Origin of the sequence: Streptomyces vilmorinianum (assembly GCF_005517195.1) — a bacterium.
GTDB classification, from domain to species: Bacteria; Actinomycetota; Actinomycetes; order Streptomycetales; family Streptomycetaceae; genus Streptomyces; species Streptomyces vilmorinianum.
In genome coordinates this window covers 6486681-6502075 of record NZ_CP040244.1, presented here as the reverse complement: position 1 = coordinate 6502075, position 15395 = coordinate 6486681, and the positions used below count along the sequence as shown (strand labels likewise).

Here is a 15395-nt window from a genome sequence, read left to right as displayed (position 1 = left end):
AACGATCCACGGACGAGCGACCGTTCGCATCCCCTGTGGATAACGGGCGGCCTTATGCCGCATCCTGGTGCGAACGGGCGCAAGGACTGCACCGAGGTGGACTGCTGATGACGACGACAACCCCGAGCGTGCAACTGGTCAGTGACCTCGTCACGCGGATTCCCGAGTTCCAGGACGCGTTGGAGGCCCATGTCTTCAACCAGGGCGGAGTGCTGCCGCACGTGTTCTTCTGGGACGTCGTCCAGGACACCGTGCGCTCCTTCCTCGGCGAGGACCCGGCGGCGGCCCACTGGCGCCGCACGCTCGACTTCCTGGAGGAGCAGAGCTGCCGCGGCGTCCTCGGCATCGACGAGGTGATCGTCACGTCGTTCCTCAACGACCTGCCGTACCCCCACGAGCCGGGACACGCCATCGTCCAGCAGCTCGGTCCGGTCATGGCGGCGAAGTTCGGCAGGATCCGGCCCGGTGGCTGACACGGGTCGGGAGGCACGGCTCCGTGAGGCCGTCGGGGAGCTGCGGCGACTGCTCGCGGAGCAGGGTTCCGCACCGGCCGTCGTCCAGGGCGCGGGCGATGCCGACGCCCACGACCGCTGGGCCCTCTCCCGGCGGGCCGCGGCCGTCCGTGCCCGCGAACTCGCCGTCCACGAGACTCTGGAGGCCGGGTCCGGCCCGAGGACCTTGGCGCGGACGACATCGACGGGTGGTCGGACTGGCTGCGGCGCCGGGTCGCGCTCGGCATCGACGACGCTCGTGTGCTGACCCTCCTCGCCCGGGCGGGCCGCACGGGGAAGGTGCGGAGCACGGCTCGCGCACGGGCGGCGACCGCGCCCTCACCCCCGGAACCGGCCCCGACATAATCGACCGCATGTCCCCAGACCGGTCCCGTTCCTCCGACTCGCTCGCCGCCGCGCTCGGCGGCTATGCCGCCGCCCGCGTCCTCGGCCTGGCGATCCTCGCCCTCGCCGCCGCCGCGACCGGCAAGGACGGGCTGCACCGGCTGTCGGGCCGCTGGGACGCGGTCTGGTACGTCCGTATCGCCGAGCACGGTTACGGCTACGAGGTCACCCTCCCCAACGGCAGCGTCCACTCCGACCTCGCCTTCTTCCCGCTGTTCCCCCTCCTTGAGAGAGCTCTTCCGCTCGACGCCGCCACGGCCGGCCTGCTCGTCTCCTGGGCCGCCTCGCTCGCCGCCGCCTGGGGCATCTACGCCGTCGGCGCGCACGTCGCAGGCCGCCCCGCCGGTGTCGCCCTCGCCGTCCTGTGGGGCGTGTACCCGACCGCGTTCGTGCAGTCGATGGCGTACACGGAGACGCTCTTCACCGCCCTCGCCGCCTGGTCGATCCTGGCCGTGCTGCGCGACCGCTGGATCCTGGCCGGTGCGCTGTGCGTGCTCGCCGGGCTCACGCGGCCCACCGCCGTCGCGCTCATCGCCGCCCTCGGGATCACGGCCCTCGTCACCGTCGTACGCGAACGGAAGCTGCCCGCCCGCATGGCGGCCGGCGTGCTCCTCGCCCCGCTCGGCTGGCTCGCGTACATCGTCTACGTCGGCGTCCGCGAAGGCAGCCCCACCGCCTACTTCGAGGTCCAGGCCGCCTGGGGGAACTCCATCGACGGCGGGGTCGCCCTCGCCCGCTTCATCTGGGGTCTGCCGCCGCTCGCCGCCCTCGGCCTGTGCGCCGCGCTCGGGCTGCTCGCGTGGCTGGTCGTCCTGTGCGTACGGCAGAAGCAGCCCCTGCCCCTGCTCGTGTACACGGTCGCGGTCGTCGGCGTCTCCCTCGTCGGCGCCGCGTACTTCGGCTCCCGGCCGCGCCTGATGATGCCCGCGTTCGGGCTCCTGCTGCCGCCCGCGGTGGCGCTGGTACGGCTCCGCCTGCGCGCCCGTGTCGTGGTCCTCTCCGCTCTCGCGCTCGCGTCGGGGGCCTACGGGGCCTTCACTCTCCTCGGCTCGGGGCCACCGTGACCCGTACCTCCGCCCCCGGCCACAGACCCCAGCCCGCCATCGCGCCGCCCTCCGCCTCCAGCACGTGCCGGGCCCGGAGCCGGAGCATGCCGAGCCGCCCCGGTCTCATCGTGACCACGTCGAGGACCCGGAACGCGCGGTCCAGATAGGCCACGTCGATCGCGAAACGCATGCCGAAGGTGTGGATGCTGTTGGCCGGCGTGAGGAGCAGCGCGCCCGTGATCCCGTCGCGGCCGAGCAGCCCCCGCCGGCGGGACCGGTACGAGGCCGCGATCTCCAGCGGGACGGCCTCCAGCGGCACAGGCTCCAGCGGGACAGCCTCCGGCACGGTCACCGCCTGCTCCACCGTCAGCGTCCCCGCGCCGTCGCGCCATTTCCCCGGTCTCCCCATAGGGGAGACGGTAGCGGTGCGGCTGGGTAGGGTGCGGCGGGTGTTCGCCACGCTGATCGCCGTCGCCGCCCTGTGGGGCGCGGCCGTCGGGCTGCTCGTTCCGCGCGCCGCGTACCGGCTGTCGGTCGAGCCGGGGGAGCGGTGGCGCGACGACTGCCCGGCGGGGCACGCCCTCGCGGGGCCCGCGCGCGGCTGGCTCGGCGGCGCGCGCTGCCCCACCTGCGCCCCTCGCGCCCCCCGTGTCAACCGCGCCCCCCGTGTCAACCGCGCCCCCCGCGCCGCCGCAGCGACGACGACCACCGTCACCCGCACGCCCTCCACCTGGGCCCCCTCGCTCGTCACCGCCCTCGCCTGCGCGGCCCTCGCCGCCGCCACCGGCCCCCGGCCCGAACTGGCGGTCTGGCTGCTCTACGCGCCCTTCGCCGTGCTCCTCGCGACCGTCGACATCCGCGTCCACCGACTGCCCGACCAGCTCACGCTCCCGCTCGCCGCCGCCACCCCGCTGCTCCTCCTCGGCGCCGAACTGCTGCCGTACGACGCCGGCTCCTGGCTCCACGCGCTGCTCGGCGGACTCGCCCTGGGCGGCGGCTACTTCGTGCTGTTCCTGATCCACCCGAACGGCATGGGGTTCGGCGATGTGAAGCTCGCCCTCTCCCTCGGGGCGGTCCTCGGCTGGTACGGCTGGGGCGTTCTCTTCGCCGGTACGTTCGCCGGCTTCCTCTCCGGTGCGCTGTACGGGTTCGGCCTCGTCCTCGCACGGCGCGCGAGCCGCGGGTCCGCGATCCCGTTCGGCCCCTTCATGATCGGCGGCGCACTGCTCGGCCTGCTCCTCGGCGCGCTCTCCGCGACCCCCTGAGGTTGGCCGCCTAGCATCCAGCCGTATGCGGACAATGACTGACATTCTGCCCGTGAAGGCGCAGGCGGAGGCCGTCGCGCGGCCCACCCCATGGTTCCGCCGACCGGCCGCACTCTGGTGGGGCTGGGCCGCGGCCCTGTGTCTCCTCTACTCGACCGTCGCCGTGCGCCGCCACATGCTCCTGCGGACCACCGGCTACGACCTGGGCATCTTCGAGCAGGCCGTCCGCGCCTACGCCGAACTCCGCGCCCCCGTCGTCCCCCTGCGCGGCGAGGGCTTCCTCCTGCTCGGCGACCACTTCCATCCCCTCCTCGCGGCCCTCGCCCCCCTCTACCGTCTCTGGCCCTCACCGCTCTGCCTGCTCATCGCCCAGTCCGCCCTCCTCGCCCTCGCCGTCGTCCCCCTCGCCCGCTGGGCCCGGCGCGCGCTCGGCCGCCGGGCCGCCCACGCGGTCGCCGCCGGATACGGGCTCAGCTGGGGCATCGCCTCCGCCGCCGCCTTCGACTTCCACGAAGTCACCCTCGCCGTACCGCTGCTCGCCTTCGCCCTCGAAGCGCTCGGCCGGCGGCGCTGGGGACCCGCCGTCGCCTGGGCCGCGCCCCTCCTGCTCATCAAGGAGGACCTGGGCCTGACCCTCGCCGCCGTCGGTGTGTACATCGCGCTCAAAGGCCCGCGCCGCCTCGGTCTGGCGACGGCCGCCGCCGGACTGCTCGGCTCGCTCCTGGAGATCACGCTCCTGCTGCCCGCCCTCGACCCCACCGGCGGATACGCGCACGGCGGCAACCTCGCCGAGACCCGCACCTCCCTCCTCGGCGCCCTCGCCCACGCCCCGCTCGACCTGCTGCGCCCCGAGACCAAGGCGACCACGCTCGTCCTCGTCTTCGCCCCGTCCGCGCTGCTCGCCCTGCGCTCCCCGCTCGCCCTGATCGCCCTGCCCACCCTCGGCTGGCGGATGGTCTCCGAGAACGGCTTCCACTGGGGCACCGCCTTCCACTACAGCGCGATCCTCATGCCGGTCGTCTTCGCCGGGCTTCTCGACGTCCTCGGCCGCGAGACCAACCCCCGCAACGTCCGCGCCTCGCTCGCCACCGTCCTCGCGGTGACCGCCGTGCTCCTGCCCTCGTTCCCGCTGGCCCAGCTCGCCCAGCGGGCCACCTGGCAGACCACCCCGCACCTGCGGGCCGCCCGCGCGCTTCTCGACGAGATCCCCGACGGCGCGACCGTCGCCGCGTCCAACCGGCTCGCCCCGCAGCTCACTTCTCGCTGCACCGTCGTCCTCTTCCCGACCTTCCCGGTCGGCGGCCGGCTCTACGAGTACCGGCGCGAGGACCTTCCGCCGCCCACTACCGAGTGGATCATCCACGACGAGCGGACCCCGGAGGCCTGGCCGTACCGGCCGGGGCACTGGCCGTACCCGCTGCGGCAGCAGAGGGCGGAGCTGACGGCGGCGCAGGAGAAGTACGGATACGAGGTGGTGGCCGCGCGGGACGGGGTGACCCTGCTGCGCCGCGCCGCCCACTAGGTGCGCCGCCGGCCGCCCTCCGCCTGTCCGCTAGGCGTGCGGGCCCACCGTCGTCATCCGTACGTCCGCCGGCATCGGGCTCGCCCCGGAAGGGATCGCGCCGAGCGCCCCCGTCCACAGCGGCAGATCGGCGGCCGGCAGCAGATGCACGGTGCCGCGCGGTCCGTACGCCTTGACCAGGGTGCGGTCCTACCAGAGCGCCGCCCGTACGTCCGTCCGCGTCGCCTCCGCCGTACGCAGCGCCACGGACAGCTCGGCGGCCGACAGGACCTGGGCGTGCGCGCCGAGCATCGCGGCGGTCAGCGCCGCCGGCGGGGTGTCCGCCGGCTCGTCCAGGAACTGCCGGAGGCCGTCTGCCGTCAACCGGGAGGCCTGGTCCAGGGGTCCCTCTTGGGAGGTACGAAACCCGCCGCCACGCCGGGGCGCAAACCCGCCACCGGGGCCCACGGCCCTTGTCCCGACTGGGCTCCGCGGATTCTGGGACAGACCAATGGCGGCACGTGGCGCGCAGCACCAGTAATGAAGGGTTATGGTGGAAACCCCCCCTCGGGCCGGTCCGTATCCCCCCCACGGACCGGCCCGTTTTTCTTTCCCACCACCCCGGTGTCAGCGGTGGGAGCGGATGGGAGCGGTGTCAGCCTCGTCCGGCCCAGATGTTGGTGCCCTCGGTGTCCACCGCGAAGGAGTCGATCTCCTTCAGCTCCTCTCCCGTCAGCGGCGGCCCGGCCAGCGCGGCCACGTTCTCCTCCAGCTGCCCGACGCTGGACGCGCCGATCAGCGCGGACGTCATCCGCTCGTCGCGCAGCACCCACGACAGCGCGAGCTGCGCCAGCGACTGCCCGCGGCGCTCGGCGATGTCGGCGAGACCGCGCAGCCGCCGCAGCACCTCGTCGGAGAGCAGCTTCGGGTCGAGGGACTTGCCCTGCGTGGCCCGCGACCCCTCCGGGATGCCCTTCAGATACTTGTTGGTGAGCAGGCCCTGGGCCAGCGGCACGAAGGAGATGCAGCCCATGCCGGCCGCCTCCAGCGTGTCCAGGAGCGCGTCCTCCTCCGTCCAGCGGTTGATCATCGAGTACGACGGCTGGTGAATGAGGGCCGGGACGCCCATGTCCTTGAGGATCTGCGCGGCCTCGGCGGTCTGCTCGCTGTTGTACGAGGAGACGCCGACATACAGCGCCTTGCCCTGCTGGACGGCGGAGGCGAGCGCCCCCATCGTCTCCTCCAGCGGGGTGTGCGGGTCGAAGCGGTGCGAGTAGAAGATGTCGACGTAGTCGAGGCCCATCCGCTTCAGCGAGGCGTCGAGCGAGGACATCAGGTACTTGCGGGAGCCCCACTCGCCGTACGGGCCCGGGTGCATCAGATAGCCGGCCTTGGTCGAGACGATCAGCTCGTCCCGGTACGGCGCGAAGTCCTGGGCGAAGATCTTGCCGAAGTTCAGCTCGGCGGAGCCGGCCGGCGGCCCGTAGTTGTTCGCCAGATCGAAGTGGGTCACACCGAGGTCGAAGGCGCGGCGCAGGATCGCGCGCTGCGAGTCGAGCGCGCGGTCGTCGCCGAAGTTGTGCCAGAGACCGAGGGAGACGGCGGGGAGCTTGAGCCCGCTGCGGCCCGTGCGGCGGTACTCCATGTGCTCGTAGCGGTCCGCGGAGGCGCGGTACAGGGGGGAATCAGTCACGTATCTCTGCTTATCACGGACTTGTGACAGTCCCGGGCTGGGAGCCCGTTACCCGTCCGCAGTAATGTGGCGGCTTCGGGGACCGCCGTCGGCATGGAGGGGTTAAGAACAGTGAACCTGCGCGACCTGGTGTACGGGCTCTACGCACGCCGGGTGGAAGGCCGACTCGATCACGCCCAGGTGCCCAAGCACATCGGCGTCATCCTCGACGGCAACCGGCGCTGGGCCAAGGCCTCCGGAGGCACCCCCGAGCAGGGACACAAGGCCGGCGCGGACAAGATCCAGGAGCTGCTCGGCTGGTGCGCCGAGACCGACGTCGAGGTCGTCACGCTCTGGATGCTCTCCACGGACAACCTGAACCGGCCCGAGGAGCAGCTCGTCCCGCTGCTCGGCATCATCGAGAACGCCGTGCGCGCGCTCGCCGCCGACGGCCGCTGGCGGGTGCACCACGTCGGCACGCTCGACCTGTTGCCGGCCCGCACCCAGTCCGTACTGAAGGAGGCCGAGCAGTCCACCCACGACAACACGGGGATACTCGTGAACGTCGCGGTGGGCTACGGCGGTCGCCAGGAGATCGCGGACGCGGTCCGCTCGCTGCTCCTGGAGCACGCGGAGAAGGGGACGAGCTTCGAGGAGCTCGCGGAGATCGTCGACGTCGAGCACATCTCCGAGCACCTCTACACGCGCGGGCAGCCCGACCCGGACCTGGTGATCCGTACCAGCGGTGAGCAGCGGCTGTCCGGCTTCATGCTCTGGCAGAGCGCCCATTCCGAGTACTACTTCTGCGAAGTGCACTGGCCGGCCTTCCGCAAGGTCGACTTCCTGCGGGCGCTGCGCGACTACGCGGCCCGTCACCGCCGCTACGGAACCTGACGCCGGAACCAGTCGACGGAACCCGACGACGGAACCTGACGCCGAACCCGACAGCGGCCCCGGCGGTCCGGTCACCTCCCGTTCATGAACACGCCGTCATATGCCATGGCATGGGCGGGGGTGTTCGAGGGAATACCCCTTCCAGAGTGAGCGGCACGGAGACCGCCACCCGGGAGGCCCGTTGCACCAGGACGACCGTGCAGGACATGTACGGACGAAGCGGAGGGCCGGTGCTCGGCCCACGTTTCGTGGCCAGAGCCCGGTCCCATCCCGCAGCGACACCGGTTCCGTCGCACCCCGACCTCATGAGGGTCGTCAAAGGGGGTCTGTCCTTCCGTGGTGACCAGCACTAAGCGCCGCTTGTCCGACAGGCGCACCTATGTTCTCGACACCAGCGTCCTGCTGGCCGACCCCAACGCCGTGTCACGCTTCGACGAGCACGAGGTCGTGCTCCCGATCGTCGTGGTCACCGAGTTGGAGGCCAAGCGGCACCACCCCGAGCTCGGCTACTTCGCCCGGGCGGCCCTGCGCCTCCTGGACGACTTCCGGGTCCGGTACGGGCGCCTGGACGCCCCGCTCCCCATCGGGGACCTGGGCGGCACCCTGCGTGTCGAGCTGAACCATTCCGACCCCGGCGTGCTTCCCGCCGGCTACCGGTTGGGGGACAACGACTCACGGATCCTGGCGGTCGCGCGCAACCTCCAGGCCGAGGGGTACGACGTCACGGTCGTCTCCAAGGACCTGCCGCTGCGCATCAAGGCGTCCTCGGTCGGTCTCCTCGCCGAGGAGTACCGCGCCGAACTGGCCATCACGGACAACAACGGCTGGACCGGAATGTCCGAACTGGCACTCTCCGCCGACCAGGTGGACATCCTCTACGACCAGGACACGCTCTACGTCCCGGAGGCCGCCGAGCTTCCGGTGCACACGGGCCTGGTCCTGCAGTCCGAGCGGGGCAAGGCGCTCGGCCGGATCACGGCGGAGGGCAACATCCGGCTGGTGCGCGGCGACCGTGAGGCCTTCGGCATCCGTGGCCGCAGCGCCGAGCAGCGCATCGCGCTCGACCTGCTCCTCGACCCGGACGTCGGCATCATCTCGATGGGCGGCCGGGCCGGCACCGGCAAGTCCGCGCTGGCCCTCTGCGCGGGCCTGGAGGCGGTCCTGGAGCGCCGGCAGCACCAGAAGGTGATGGTGTTCCGTCCGCTGTACGCGGTCGGCGGCCAGGAGCTCGGCTATCTGCCGGGCAGCGAGGCCGAGAAGATGAGCCCCTGGGCGCAGGCGGTCTTCGACACGCTCTCGGCGGTCGCGGGCCGCGAGGTCATCGAGGAGGTGCTCGGCCGCGGCATGCTGGAGGTCCTGCCGCTCACCCACATCCGGGGCCGCTCCCTCCACGACGCCTTCGTCATCGTGGACGAGGCCCAGTCCCTGGAGCGGAACGTCCTGCTGACCGTTCTGTCCCGGATCGGGGCGAATTCCCGTGTGGTGCTGACCCATGACGTCGCGCAGCGCGACAACCTGCGGGTCGGCCGGTACGACGGAGTCGTCGCCGTCGTCGAGAAGCTGAAGGGGCATCCGCTCTTCGCGCACGTCACCCTGACCCGCTCGGAGCGCTCGCAGATCGCCGCGCTCGTGACCGAAATGCTGGAGGACGTGCATATCTGAACCGATTGAGACGGTTCCTACCGTCTCGTACGCGTACAGCAGTTGGCGCCGTCCGGCGAAGCGGAGGAGCTTAGCCGGGCGGCGCCCTGCTGTCCGCAGATTCGGCCAAAACTCCTGTGGCTTGCGAGGTGTGAGCTTTCACACGCAACGCAGAATTGCCTTGCGGTGTCGGCGTCCGGCAGAGTCTTGCTTCCGTCAGGCCCCGCATACGGCACACGTGCACCCTCAGGGGTGCGGCACCACACAACTCAACAGCCGTTCGCCGTATGCCGCCCACAGCACCACGGGCCCGTGTCTTCTGTGACCCAGTACGTCGAAGACCAGCGCCAGGGGCACGATTTCGCCCGCTTGGTCACCTGCGTGGGCGATGCTGGAAGGAAACCGTGTGAGCCGGATCTCGGTCCGGGGATTCGCGGTGGCTTCGGCCACTGCGGTCACCACCGTCGGCGCCGTCGTGGGTGTTGCCTCGGGCAACGCCCAGTCCTCGGACGACAACTTCGAGGCCACCGCGGCCGACACCACGCTGCTCGCGGACATCCCCGCGGGCGAGCAGGCCCAGGTACAGGTCTCCTCGCTCTCGGAGCAGGCCGACGTCCAGGCCGCCGCGGCCGACTCGGCCGCGAGGAAGTCCGCCGAGGAAGCGGCCCGTCTGCAGGCCGCCAAGGACGCCGAGGCGAAGAAGGAAGCCGCCGACAAGGCGGAGCAGGAGCGCAAGGAGGCCGAGGAGCGGGCCAACCGCGCCGCCGTCCGCGACGCTTCGAGCTTCTCGGCCCAGGGGTCGTACACCATCGCCGAGGTCAAGGCGATCGCCCGCCAGATGATCCCGGCGGACCAGTTCCAGTGCTTCAGCAACATCGTGGACCACGAGTCCGGCTGGAACTACCGTGCCGTCAACCCCTCCTCGGGTGCCTACGGCCTCGTCCAGGCCCTCCCGGGTTCGAAGATGTCGACGGCGGGCGCCGACTGGCAGACCAACCCGGCCACCCAGATCAAGTGGGGCCTGAACTACATGAACAGCCGCTACGACAGCCCGTGCGGCGCGTGGAACTTCTGGCAGGCCAACCGCTGGTACTAGACCGGCGAGCTCAACCTCGTGGAGCCCCTCACCGTCCTACGGTGGGGGGCTCCAGGCGTGTAGGTTCACAGTTCCACGGCTCCCGGGGGGAGTGAGCGGGGGGAGAGAGAAGATCATGTCGACACTGCCACGATGGCTCGGCCGGCTGGGCGAGGGGCTGAGCCGTATGGGCGAACGCCTGGACGAGCGCCGCGCCCGCGCGGAACGCGCGCATGAACTCGACCCGCCGTTCGGGGACCCCGGTCCCCCGGCCGCGTCCCCGGCCACGTCCGCGGACGGGCACGCGGACACGGAGGGCGTCGGGCGACGTGGCACCGGCCCGGGCGGTTCGCCCGAGTCCGGGCGGCGCCCCGGTCCCGGAGCCGGCCCCGCCGACGGCCGGGACCCCGGCCAGGGTCCGGGTGAGGCGGCCTCCGACGACAAGCGGTACGCCGAGGGGACGCCCCCGTCCGAGCGGTGGCCCGGACGGCGGGCACCGCAGGGCGAGACCCCCGGCTCCTCCGTGCCCGCGCCCCCCGCCTACGCGCCCGCCGTCGCCGCACGCCCCGACCCCGTCGCCGCGATCCCGTGGGGCATGCGGGTCGCCGCCGAGGCCGGCTGGCGACTGCTCGTGCTCGCCGGCACGGTCTGGGTCCTGATGAAGGTGATCAGCTCGGTGCAGCTGGTCGTGCTCGCCTTCGTCGCCGCGCTGCTCATCACCGCGCTGCTCCAGCCCACGGTGGCCCGGCTGCGGAAGATGGGGCTGCCCCGCGGGCTCGCCACCGCCGTCACCGCCGTCTCCGGCTTCGTGATCATGGGCCTGGTCGGCTGGTTCGTGGTCTGGCAGGTGATGGACAACCTCGACAACCTCTCGGACCGCGTCAGGGACGGTATCGAGGAGCTCAAGCGCTGGCTGCTCGACAGCCCGTTCCATGTGACCGAGTCGCAGATCAACGACATCGCCGAGAACCTCAGCGACACCATCGGCTCCAACACCGAGCAGATCACCTCCGCCGGACTCCAGGGCGTGACCGTGGTCGTCGAGGCCCTGACCGGGATACTGCTCGCGATGTTCTCGACCCTCTTCCTCCTCTACGACGGGAAGAAGGTCTGGCAGTGGACGCTGAAGCTGGTGCCCGCCCAGGCCCGGCCCGGCGTCGCGGGCGCGGGGCCCCGGGCCTGGCGGACGCTGACCGCCTATGTGCGCGGCACGGTGGTCGTGGCCCTGATCGACGCGGTCTTCATCGGCATCGGCCTCTACTTCCTCGATGTCCCGATGGCCGTCCCGCTCGCCGTGTTCATCTTCCTCTTCGCCTTCATCCCGCTGGTCGGTGCCGTCATCTCCGGCGCCCTCGCGGTCGTGGTCGCCCTGGTCACCAACGGGGTCTTCACCGCCCTGATGGTGCTCGTCGTGGTCCTGGCCGTGCAGCAGATCGAGGGCCATGTGCTCCAGCCCTTCATCCTGGGCCGGGCGGTACGGGTCCACCCCCTCGCCGTCGTCCTCGCGGTCGCGGCCGGCGGTCTGACCGCGGGCATCGGCGGCGCGGTGGTGGCGGTGCCGCTGGTCGCGGTCACCAACACGGTGGTCGGCTACCTCCGCGCGTACACCCATGAGCAGGCCCTGCTCAGCACGCCGGAACCGCGCGGGGCGACCGCGTACGCGGTGGCGCCGACCCCGGCGCCCGGCTCCAGGGACAAGGGCGAGGCGTGATCTCCGAACCGGAACTGGTGGGCGGGGCCGACTTCCCGACCGGTGAGGTGCTCGCCCCCGAGCCGAAGACCCCGCGCCCGCCGCGCCCGCGCCGCCCCTGGCTGTGGGCGCTGGGCGGCGCGGTGGTGGCGTCGGCGGTGTGGGGCGGCGGCCTCTTCGCGTACGACCGGACGCGGGACGAGGGCCCCGACCTGGGCGGGTACGGCAGCGTCGTCGACCTGTGCGAGAAGGCGGAGCTCAAGGCGCTCGCCGACGCCCTCGGAGAAAGGTCCGTGGACGGCCTCAGCGAGCCGATGAAGCACCCCGCGCTGGAACGGGCCGGTTGCTCGCTGGCCTTCGGGCCTCCCGAGAGCGGGTACAGCGTGCAGATCGACTACACCCTGCACAAGGTGACCGATCCGGAGCCCGAGTTCGGTTCCCGGTTCGGCGACGGGATCGAGTCCACCGAGCGGATCGACGGGCTGGGGGAGAAGGCGAACTTCCTCCGCCAGGACAACGAGTACGCGTGGATCGCCGTCCTGGACGGCCAGGCGGAGATCGAGATCATGATCAACGCCCAGTACCAGTACGACGAGAACGGCGAGCCGGTCCAGTCGACGCGGAAGACCGACCTCTCCGGCATCGACGTCCCGCTGTCCCAGGACGTCAAGGCGCTGATGGCGGCGCTCAAGAAGTGACAGAAGGGCCCCGGGGCGAACCCCGGGGCCCTTCTCGTCACGTCACGCGTCTCACTCGGCGATGAGCGCTTCCGCGTCCAGCGTCACGCCGACCGCCTGGATCACCGAGGCGATCTTGACGGCCTCCTGGATCGTCTCGCGGTCCACGCCGGCCTTGCGCAGGACCTGCTCGTGCGAGTCCAGGCACTGGCCGCAGCCGTTGATCGCCGAGACGGCGAGCGACCACAGCTCGAAGTCGACCTTCTCGACGCCGGGGTTGCCGATGACGTTCATCCGCAGACCGGCGCGCATCGTCCCGTACTCCGGGTCCGACAGCAGGTGCCGGGTCCGGTAGAAGACGTTGTTCATCGCCATGATCGCGGCGGCGGACTTGGCCGCCGTGTACGCCTCGGGCTTGAGGTTGGCCTTGGCCTCCGGCTCCAGCTCCGCCAGGACCTTCGGCGAGCGCGAGGCGATCGCGCAGGCCAGGACCGTGCCCCAGAGCTGCTGCTGCGGGAGCTCGCTGTTGCCGATCACCGAACCGAGGTTCAGCTTCAGGTCCTTGGCGAAGTCCGGTATGGCGGACTTGAGTTCGTCGAGAGCCATGTCAGATCACTCGCCCGACAGGAGCGCGGCCGCGTCGAGGGTGTTCTCGCCCTTGTTCCAGTTGCACGGGCACAGCTCGTCGGTCTGCAGGGCGTCCAGGACCCGCAGGACCTCCTTGGGGTTACGGCCGACGGAGCCGGCGGTCACCATGGTGAACTGGATCTCGTTGTTCGGGTCCACGATGAAGACGGCACGCTGCGCGAAGCCGTCCTCGCCCTCGACGCCGCAGTCGCGCATGAGCTCGTGCTTGGAGTCGGCGAGCATCGGGAAGGGCAGGTCACGCAGGTCGGCGTGGTCCTTGCGCCAGGCGTGGTGCACGAACTCGGAGTCGCCGGAGACGCCGAGGATCTGTGCGTCACGGTCCGCGAACTCGTCGTTCAGCTTGCCGAAGGCGGCGATCTCGGTCGGGCAGACGAAGGTGAAGTCCTTGGGCCAGAAGAACACCACACGCCACTTGCCCTCGTAGGACTTGTGGTCGATCTGCTCGAACTCCTTGCCGCTCTCCAGCGACACGCAGGCGGTCAGGTCGTAGGTGGGGAACTGGTCACCGACAGTGAGCACGCGCTCTCCTCGCAGGTTGGAAGGGTCCCTTTTGGGGTCTTCCGTAAGGGGTTGGACGGCCCACAGCATGGCACGGGGTGCATTGATCAGTGAAATAGCTACACTCGGTCGGGTTGATCGAAGGTGGTTATCAGTGATCCCTGCACGGCGGGTGAAGCAGCCCAGCCTTTCCCAGCTCAGAGCCTTCGCGGCGGTCGCGGAGTATCTCCACTTCCGGGACGCGGCGGCGTCGATCGGGATGAGCCAGCCGGCGCTTTCGGGCGCGGTTTCGGCTCTCGAAGAGGCACTCGGTGTCCAGCTCCTCGAGCGTACGACGCGCAAGGTACTGCTCTCGCCCGCGGGGGAGCGGCTGGCCGTCCGGGCGAGGACCGTCCTGGACGCCGTCGCGGAGCTGATGGAGGAGGCGGAGGCGGCGCAGGCGCCGTTCACCGGGGTGCTGCGGCTCGGCGTGATCCCGACCGTCGCCCCGTATCTGCTGCCCACCGTCCTGAGCCTGGTCCACGAGCGCTATCCGGAGCTCGACCTCCAGGTCCACGAGGAGCAGACCTCCTCGCTCCTGGAGGGGCTCGCGGCCGGGCGGCTCGATCTGCTGCTGCTCGCCGTGCCGCTCGGGGTGCCCGGGGTCTCCGAACTGCCGCTCTTCGACGAGGACTTCGTGCTCGTCGCCCCGGAGGGACATCCGCTCGCCGGACGCGGTGACATTCCGCGCGAGGCGCTGAAGGAGCTCGACCTGCTGCTGCTCGACGAGGGGCACTGCCTGCGCGACCAGGCCCTCGACATCTGCCGCGAGGCCGGCCGCACCGAGGGGACGCCGGTCACCACGACCGCGGCGGGACTGTCCACGCTGGTCCAGCTGGTGGCGGGCGGCCTCGGCGTGACCCTGCTGCCGCGCACGGCCGTCAAGGTCGAGACCGCCCGCAACACCGCCCTGTCGACCGGTCGCTTCACCGCCCCGGCCCCCTCACGCCGGGTCGCCCTCGCCATGCGGACGGGGACGGCCCGTCACACGGAGTTCGAGGAACTGGCACACGCGCTGCGGGGTGCGATGAAGCGGCTTCCGGTACGGGTGGTGGGCGCGGGCCCGGGCTCGGGCTCGGGCGCCGGCGAGTGAGCCCGGGGTGGTCATCGGCGGATCTCCTCGGCGAGCCGGTCGAGCCGTGAGGCGATCAGTTCCAGCCAGCGCAGATCGGCTTCGAGATGGAACAGGGCGTGGTCGCAGATCAGTTGGTCGGCGAGATCGCCGCCCTTCTTGCGCCGGGTCAGCTCGCGCGTCAGCCGCAGATGTTCGGTCCGCTGCGCATCGATCAGCTCGGCCGCCCCGCGTCCGGTGAGCAGCGCGAGGACGACCTTGGCGTGGAGCGTGGACCGGAGGTACGGCTCCGGTTTCTCGGGGCGGCCCAGCCACTGCTCGACATCGGTGACGCCGGCCTCGGTGATGGCGTACCGCTTCCGCTCGGGGCCGGCGCCCGCCTCGACGCCGTCCACCTCCACGAGGCCGTTCCTCAGCAGCCGGGACATGGTCGAGTAGACCTGTCCGTAGTGCAGCGGCCGGTCGTGGCCGAAGCTCTCGTCGAAGGCGCGCTTGAGGTCGTAGCCATGGCGCGGACCGGACTCCAGGAGCCCGAGAAGGGTGTGACCGACGGACATGCGGCTCACTGTACACACGGTGTATACACGCGATGTACAGCTGGCCGACAAGTGCCCCTTGCTGACACGTCAGGGGTGTTGTGACCGATTGCGCACAACCATCCCGGTCCCAGAAGCGTCGGTTCCAGCGAGACGGGTGCTGATTCTCACGTCCGGAAAAGACCGGATCGATAGGCCTTTGTCACCATCAGCGGTGTTAGCTTGCTGAGCTGATCCGGCCAGGG

The 15395-nt window shown here is 71.2% G+C and carries 16 protein-coding genes and 1 pseudogene; 11 read left to right on the top strand and 6 right to left on the bottom strand.

Going from position 1 to position 15395, the window contains the following annotated elements:
* Positions 1 to 107 precede the first annotated feature (107 nt).
* The 3 genes from FDM97_RS30025 to FDM97_RS30015 all read left to right on the top strand — a co-directional run bounded on the left by FDM97_RS30025 (position 108) and on the right by FDM97_RS30015 (position 1960).
* Entirely contained in the window at positions 108 to 473 is a 366-nt protein-coding gene (locus FDM97_RS30025; RefSeq protein ID WP_137993622.1) for a hypothetical protein, read from the top strand.
* Positions 466 to 759, top strand: a complete 294-nt coding sequence (locus FDM97_RS30020) for a hypothetical protein (protein WP_137993621.1) — start codon at positions 466 to 468, stop codon at positions 757 to 759. The genes FDM97_RS30025 and FDM97_RS30020 overlap by 8 nt, the downstream gene beginning before the upstream one ends.
* Before the next feature lie 106 nt (positions 760 to 865).
* Positions 866 to 1960 carry a hypothetical protein gene (locus tag FDM97_RS30015; protein WP_137993620.1) on the top strand — a complete coding sequence of 365 codons (1095 nt, stop codon included), beginning with the start codon at positions 866 to 868 and terminating at the stop codon, positions 1958 to 1960.
* Here FDM97_RS30015 and FDM97_RS30010 read toward each other — a convergent pair.
* The gene (locus FDM97_RS30010) at positions 1932 to 2351 is read right to left on the bottom strand and encodes a DUF192 domain-containing protein (protein WP_137993619.1); all 420 of its coding nucleotides are present in this window, start codon (positions 2349 to 2351) and stop codon (positions 1932 to 1934) included. The two genes, FDM97_RS30015 and FDM97_RS30010, sit on opposite strands and share 29 nt — an antisense overlap.
* A gap of 40 nt (positions 2352 to 2391) precedes the next feature.
* Between FDM97_RS30010 and FDM97_RS30005 the strand changes: the two genes are divergently transcribed.
* Both FDM97_RS30005 and FDM97_RS30000 read left to right on the top strand, forming a co-directional pair.
* Positions 2392 to 3207, top strand: a complete 816-nt coding sequence (locus FDM97_RS30005; protein WP_175439284.1) for a prepilin peptidase — start codon at positions 2392 to 2394, stop codon at positions 3205 to 3207.
* Positions 3208 to 3232: 25 nt separating this feature from the next.
* Positions 3233 to 4729, top strand: coding sequence for a DUF2079 domain-containing protein (locus tag FDM97_RS30000; protein WP_254705804.1), 1497 nt, complete (start codon positions 3233 to 3235; stop codon positions 4727 to 4729).
* Between the two features lie 51 nt (positions 4730 to 4780).
* Here the strand turns inward: FDM97_RS30000 and FDM97_RS29995 are convergent.
* Positions 4781 to 5092 (bottom strand): annotated as a pseudogene (locus FDM97_RS29995) (DNA glycosylase AlkZ-like family protein); the annotation flags it as partial.
* Positions 5093 to 5363: 271 nt separating this feature from the next.
* Positions 5364 to 6401, bottom strand: coding sequence for an L-glyceraldehyde 3-phosphate reductase (gene mgrA, locus FDM97_RS29990; RefSeq protein WP_137993618.1), 1038 nt, complete (start codon positions 6399 to 6401; stop codon positions 5364 to 5366).
* Between the two features lie 111 nt (positions 6402 to 6512).
* Between mgrA and FDM97_RS29985 the strand changes: the two genes are divergently transcribed.
* From FDM97_RS29985 to FDM97_RS29965, 5 genes are all read left to right on the top strand, one after another.
* Positions 6513 to 7274: an isoprenyl transferase gene (locus FDM97_RS29985; protein ID WP_137993617.1), complete on the top strand. Its 762-nt coding sequence runs from the start codon at positions 6513 to 6515 to the stop codon at positions 7272 to 7274.
* Between the two features lie 336 nt (positions 7275 to 7610).
* On the top strand, positions 7611 to 8936 hold the full coding sequence (locus FDM97_RS29980; protein WP_137993616.1) for a PhoH family protein: 1326 nt from the start codon (positions 7611 to 7613) through the stop codon (positions 8934 to 8936).
* Positions 8937 to 9321: 385 nt separating this feature from the next.
* Entirely contained in the window at positions 9322 to 10011 is a 690-nt protein-coding gene (locus tag FDM97_RS29975) for an aggregation-promoting factor C-terminal-like domain-containing protein (protein ID WP_137993615.1), read from the top strand.
* Positions 10012 to 10126: 115 nt separating this feature from the next.
* The gene (locus tag FDM97_RS29970) at positions 10127 to 11701 is read left to right on the top strand and encodes an AI-2E family transporter (RefSeq protein ID WP_137993614.1); all 1575 of its coding nucleotides are present in this window, start codon (positions 10127 to 10129) and stop codon (positions 11699 to 11701) included.
* A complete protein-coding gene (locus FDM97_RS29965; protein WP_137993613.1) occupies positions 11698 to 12378 on the top strand; it encodes a hypothetical protein in 681 nt (226 codons plus the stop codon). The genes FDM97_RS29970 and FDM97_RS29965 overlap by 4 nt, the downstream gene beginning before the upstream one ends.
* Before the next feature lie 51 nt (positions 12379 to 12429).
* On the opposite strand, the gene FDM97_RS29960 is transcribed toward FDM97_RS29965, so the two are convergent.
* A complete protein-coding gene (locus FDM97_RS29960; RefSeq protein WP_137993612.1) occupies positions 12430 to 12963 on the bottom strand; it encodes an alkyl hydroperoxide reductase in 534 nt (177 codons plus the stop codon).
* Positions 12964 to 12969: 6 nt separating this feature from the next.
* The gene (locus FDM97_RS29955; RefSeq protein ID WP_137993611.1) at positions 12970 to 13524 is read right to left on the bottom strand and encodes a peroxiredoxin; all 555 of its coding nucleotides are present in this window, start codon (positions 13522 to 13524) and stop codon (positions 12970 to 12972) included.
* A 133-nt stretch (positions 13525 to 13657) separates the two neighbouring features.
* On the opposite strand from FDM97_RS29955, the gene FDM97_RS29950 reads away from it, so the two are divergent.
* Positions 13658 to 14635: a hydrogen peroxide-inducible genes activator gene (locus FDM97_RS29950; RefSeq protein WP_254705803.1), complete on the top strand. Its 978-nt coding sequence runs from the start codon at positions 13658 to 13660 to the stop codon at positions 14633 to 14635.
* 11 nt (positions 14636 to 14646) lie between these two features.
* Here FDM97_RS29950 and FDM97_RS29945 read toward each other — a convergent pair whose 3' ends face one another.
* Positions 14647 to 15171, bottom strand: coding sequence for a PadR family transcriptional regulator (locus tag FDM97_RS29945; protein WP_137993609.1), 525 nt, complete (start codon positions 15169 to 15171; stop codon positions 14647 to 14649).
* Positions 15172 to 15395 lie beyond the last annotated feature (224 nt).

Excerpts from the sequence above, each read along its gene's own strand:
- FDM97_RS30025 (WP_137993622.1), top strand. The coding sequence starts at position 108 with ATGACGACGACAACCCCGAGCGTGCAACTGGTCAGTGACCTCGTCACG.
- FDM97_RS30015 (WP_137993620.1), top strand. The coding sequence starts at position 866 with ATGTCCCCAGACCGGTCCCGTTCCTCCGACTCGCTCGCCGCCGCGCTC.
- FDM97_RS30010 (WP_137993619.1), bottom strand. The coding sequence starts at position 2,351 with ATGGGGAGACCGGGGAAATGGCGCGACGGCGCGGGGACGCTGACGGTG.
- FDM97_RS30000 (WP_254705804.1), top strand. The coding sequence starts at position 3,233 with ATGCGGACAATGACTGACATTCTGCCCGTGAAGGCGCAGGCGGAGGCC.
- FDM97_RS29970 (WP_137993614.1), top strand. The coding sequence starts at position 10,127 with ATGTCGACACTGCCACGATGGCTCGGCCGGCTGGGCGAGGGGCTGAGC.
- FDM97_RS29960 (WP_137993612.1), bottom strand. The coding sequence starts at position 12,963 with ATGGCTCTCGACGAACTCAAGTCCGCCATACCGGACTTCGCCAAGGAC.
- FDM97_RS29945 (WP_137993609.1), bottom strand. The coding sequence starts at position 15,171 with ATGTCCGTCGGTCACACCCTTCTCGGGCTCCTGGAGTCCGGTCCGCGC.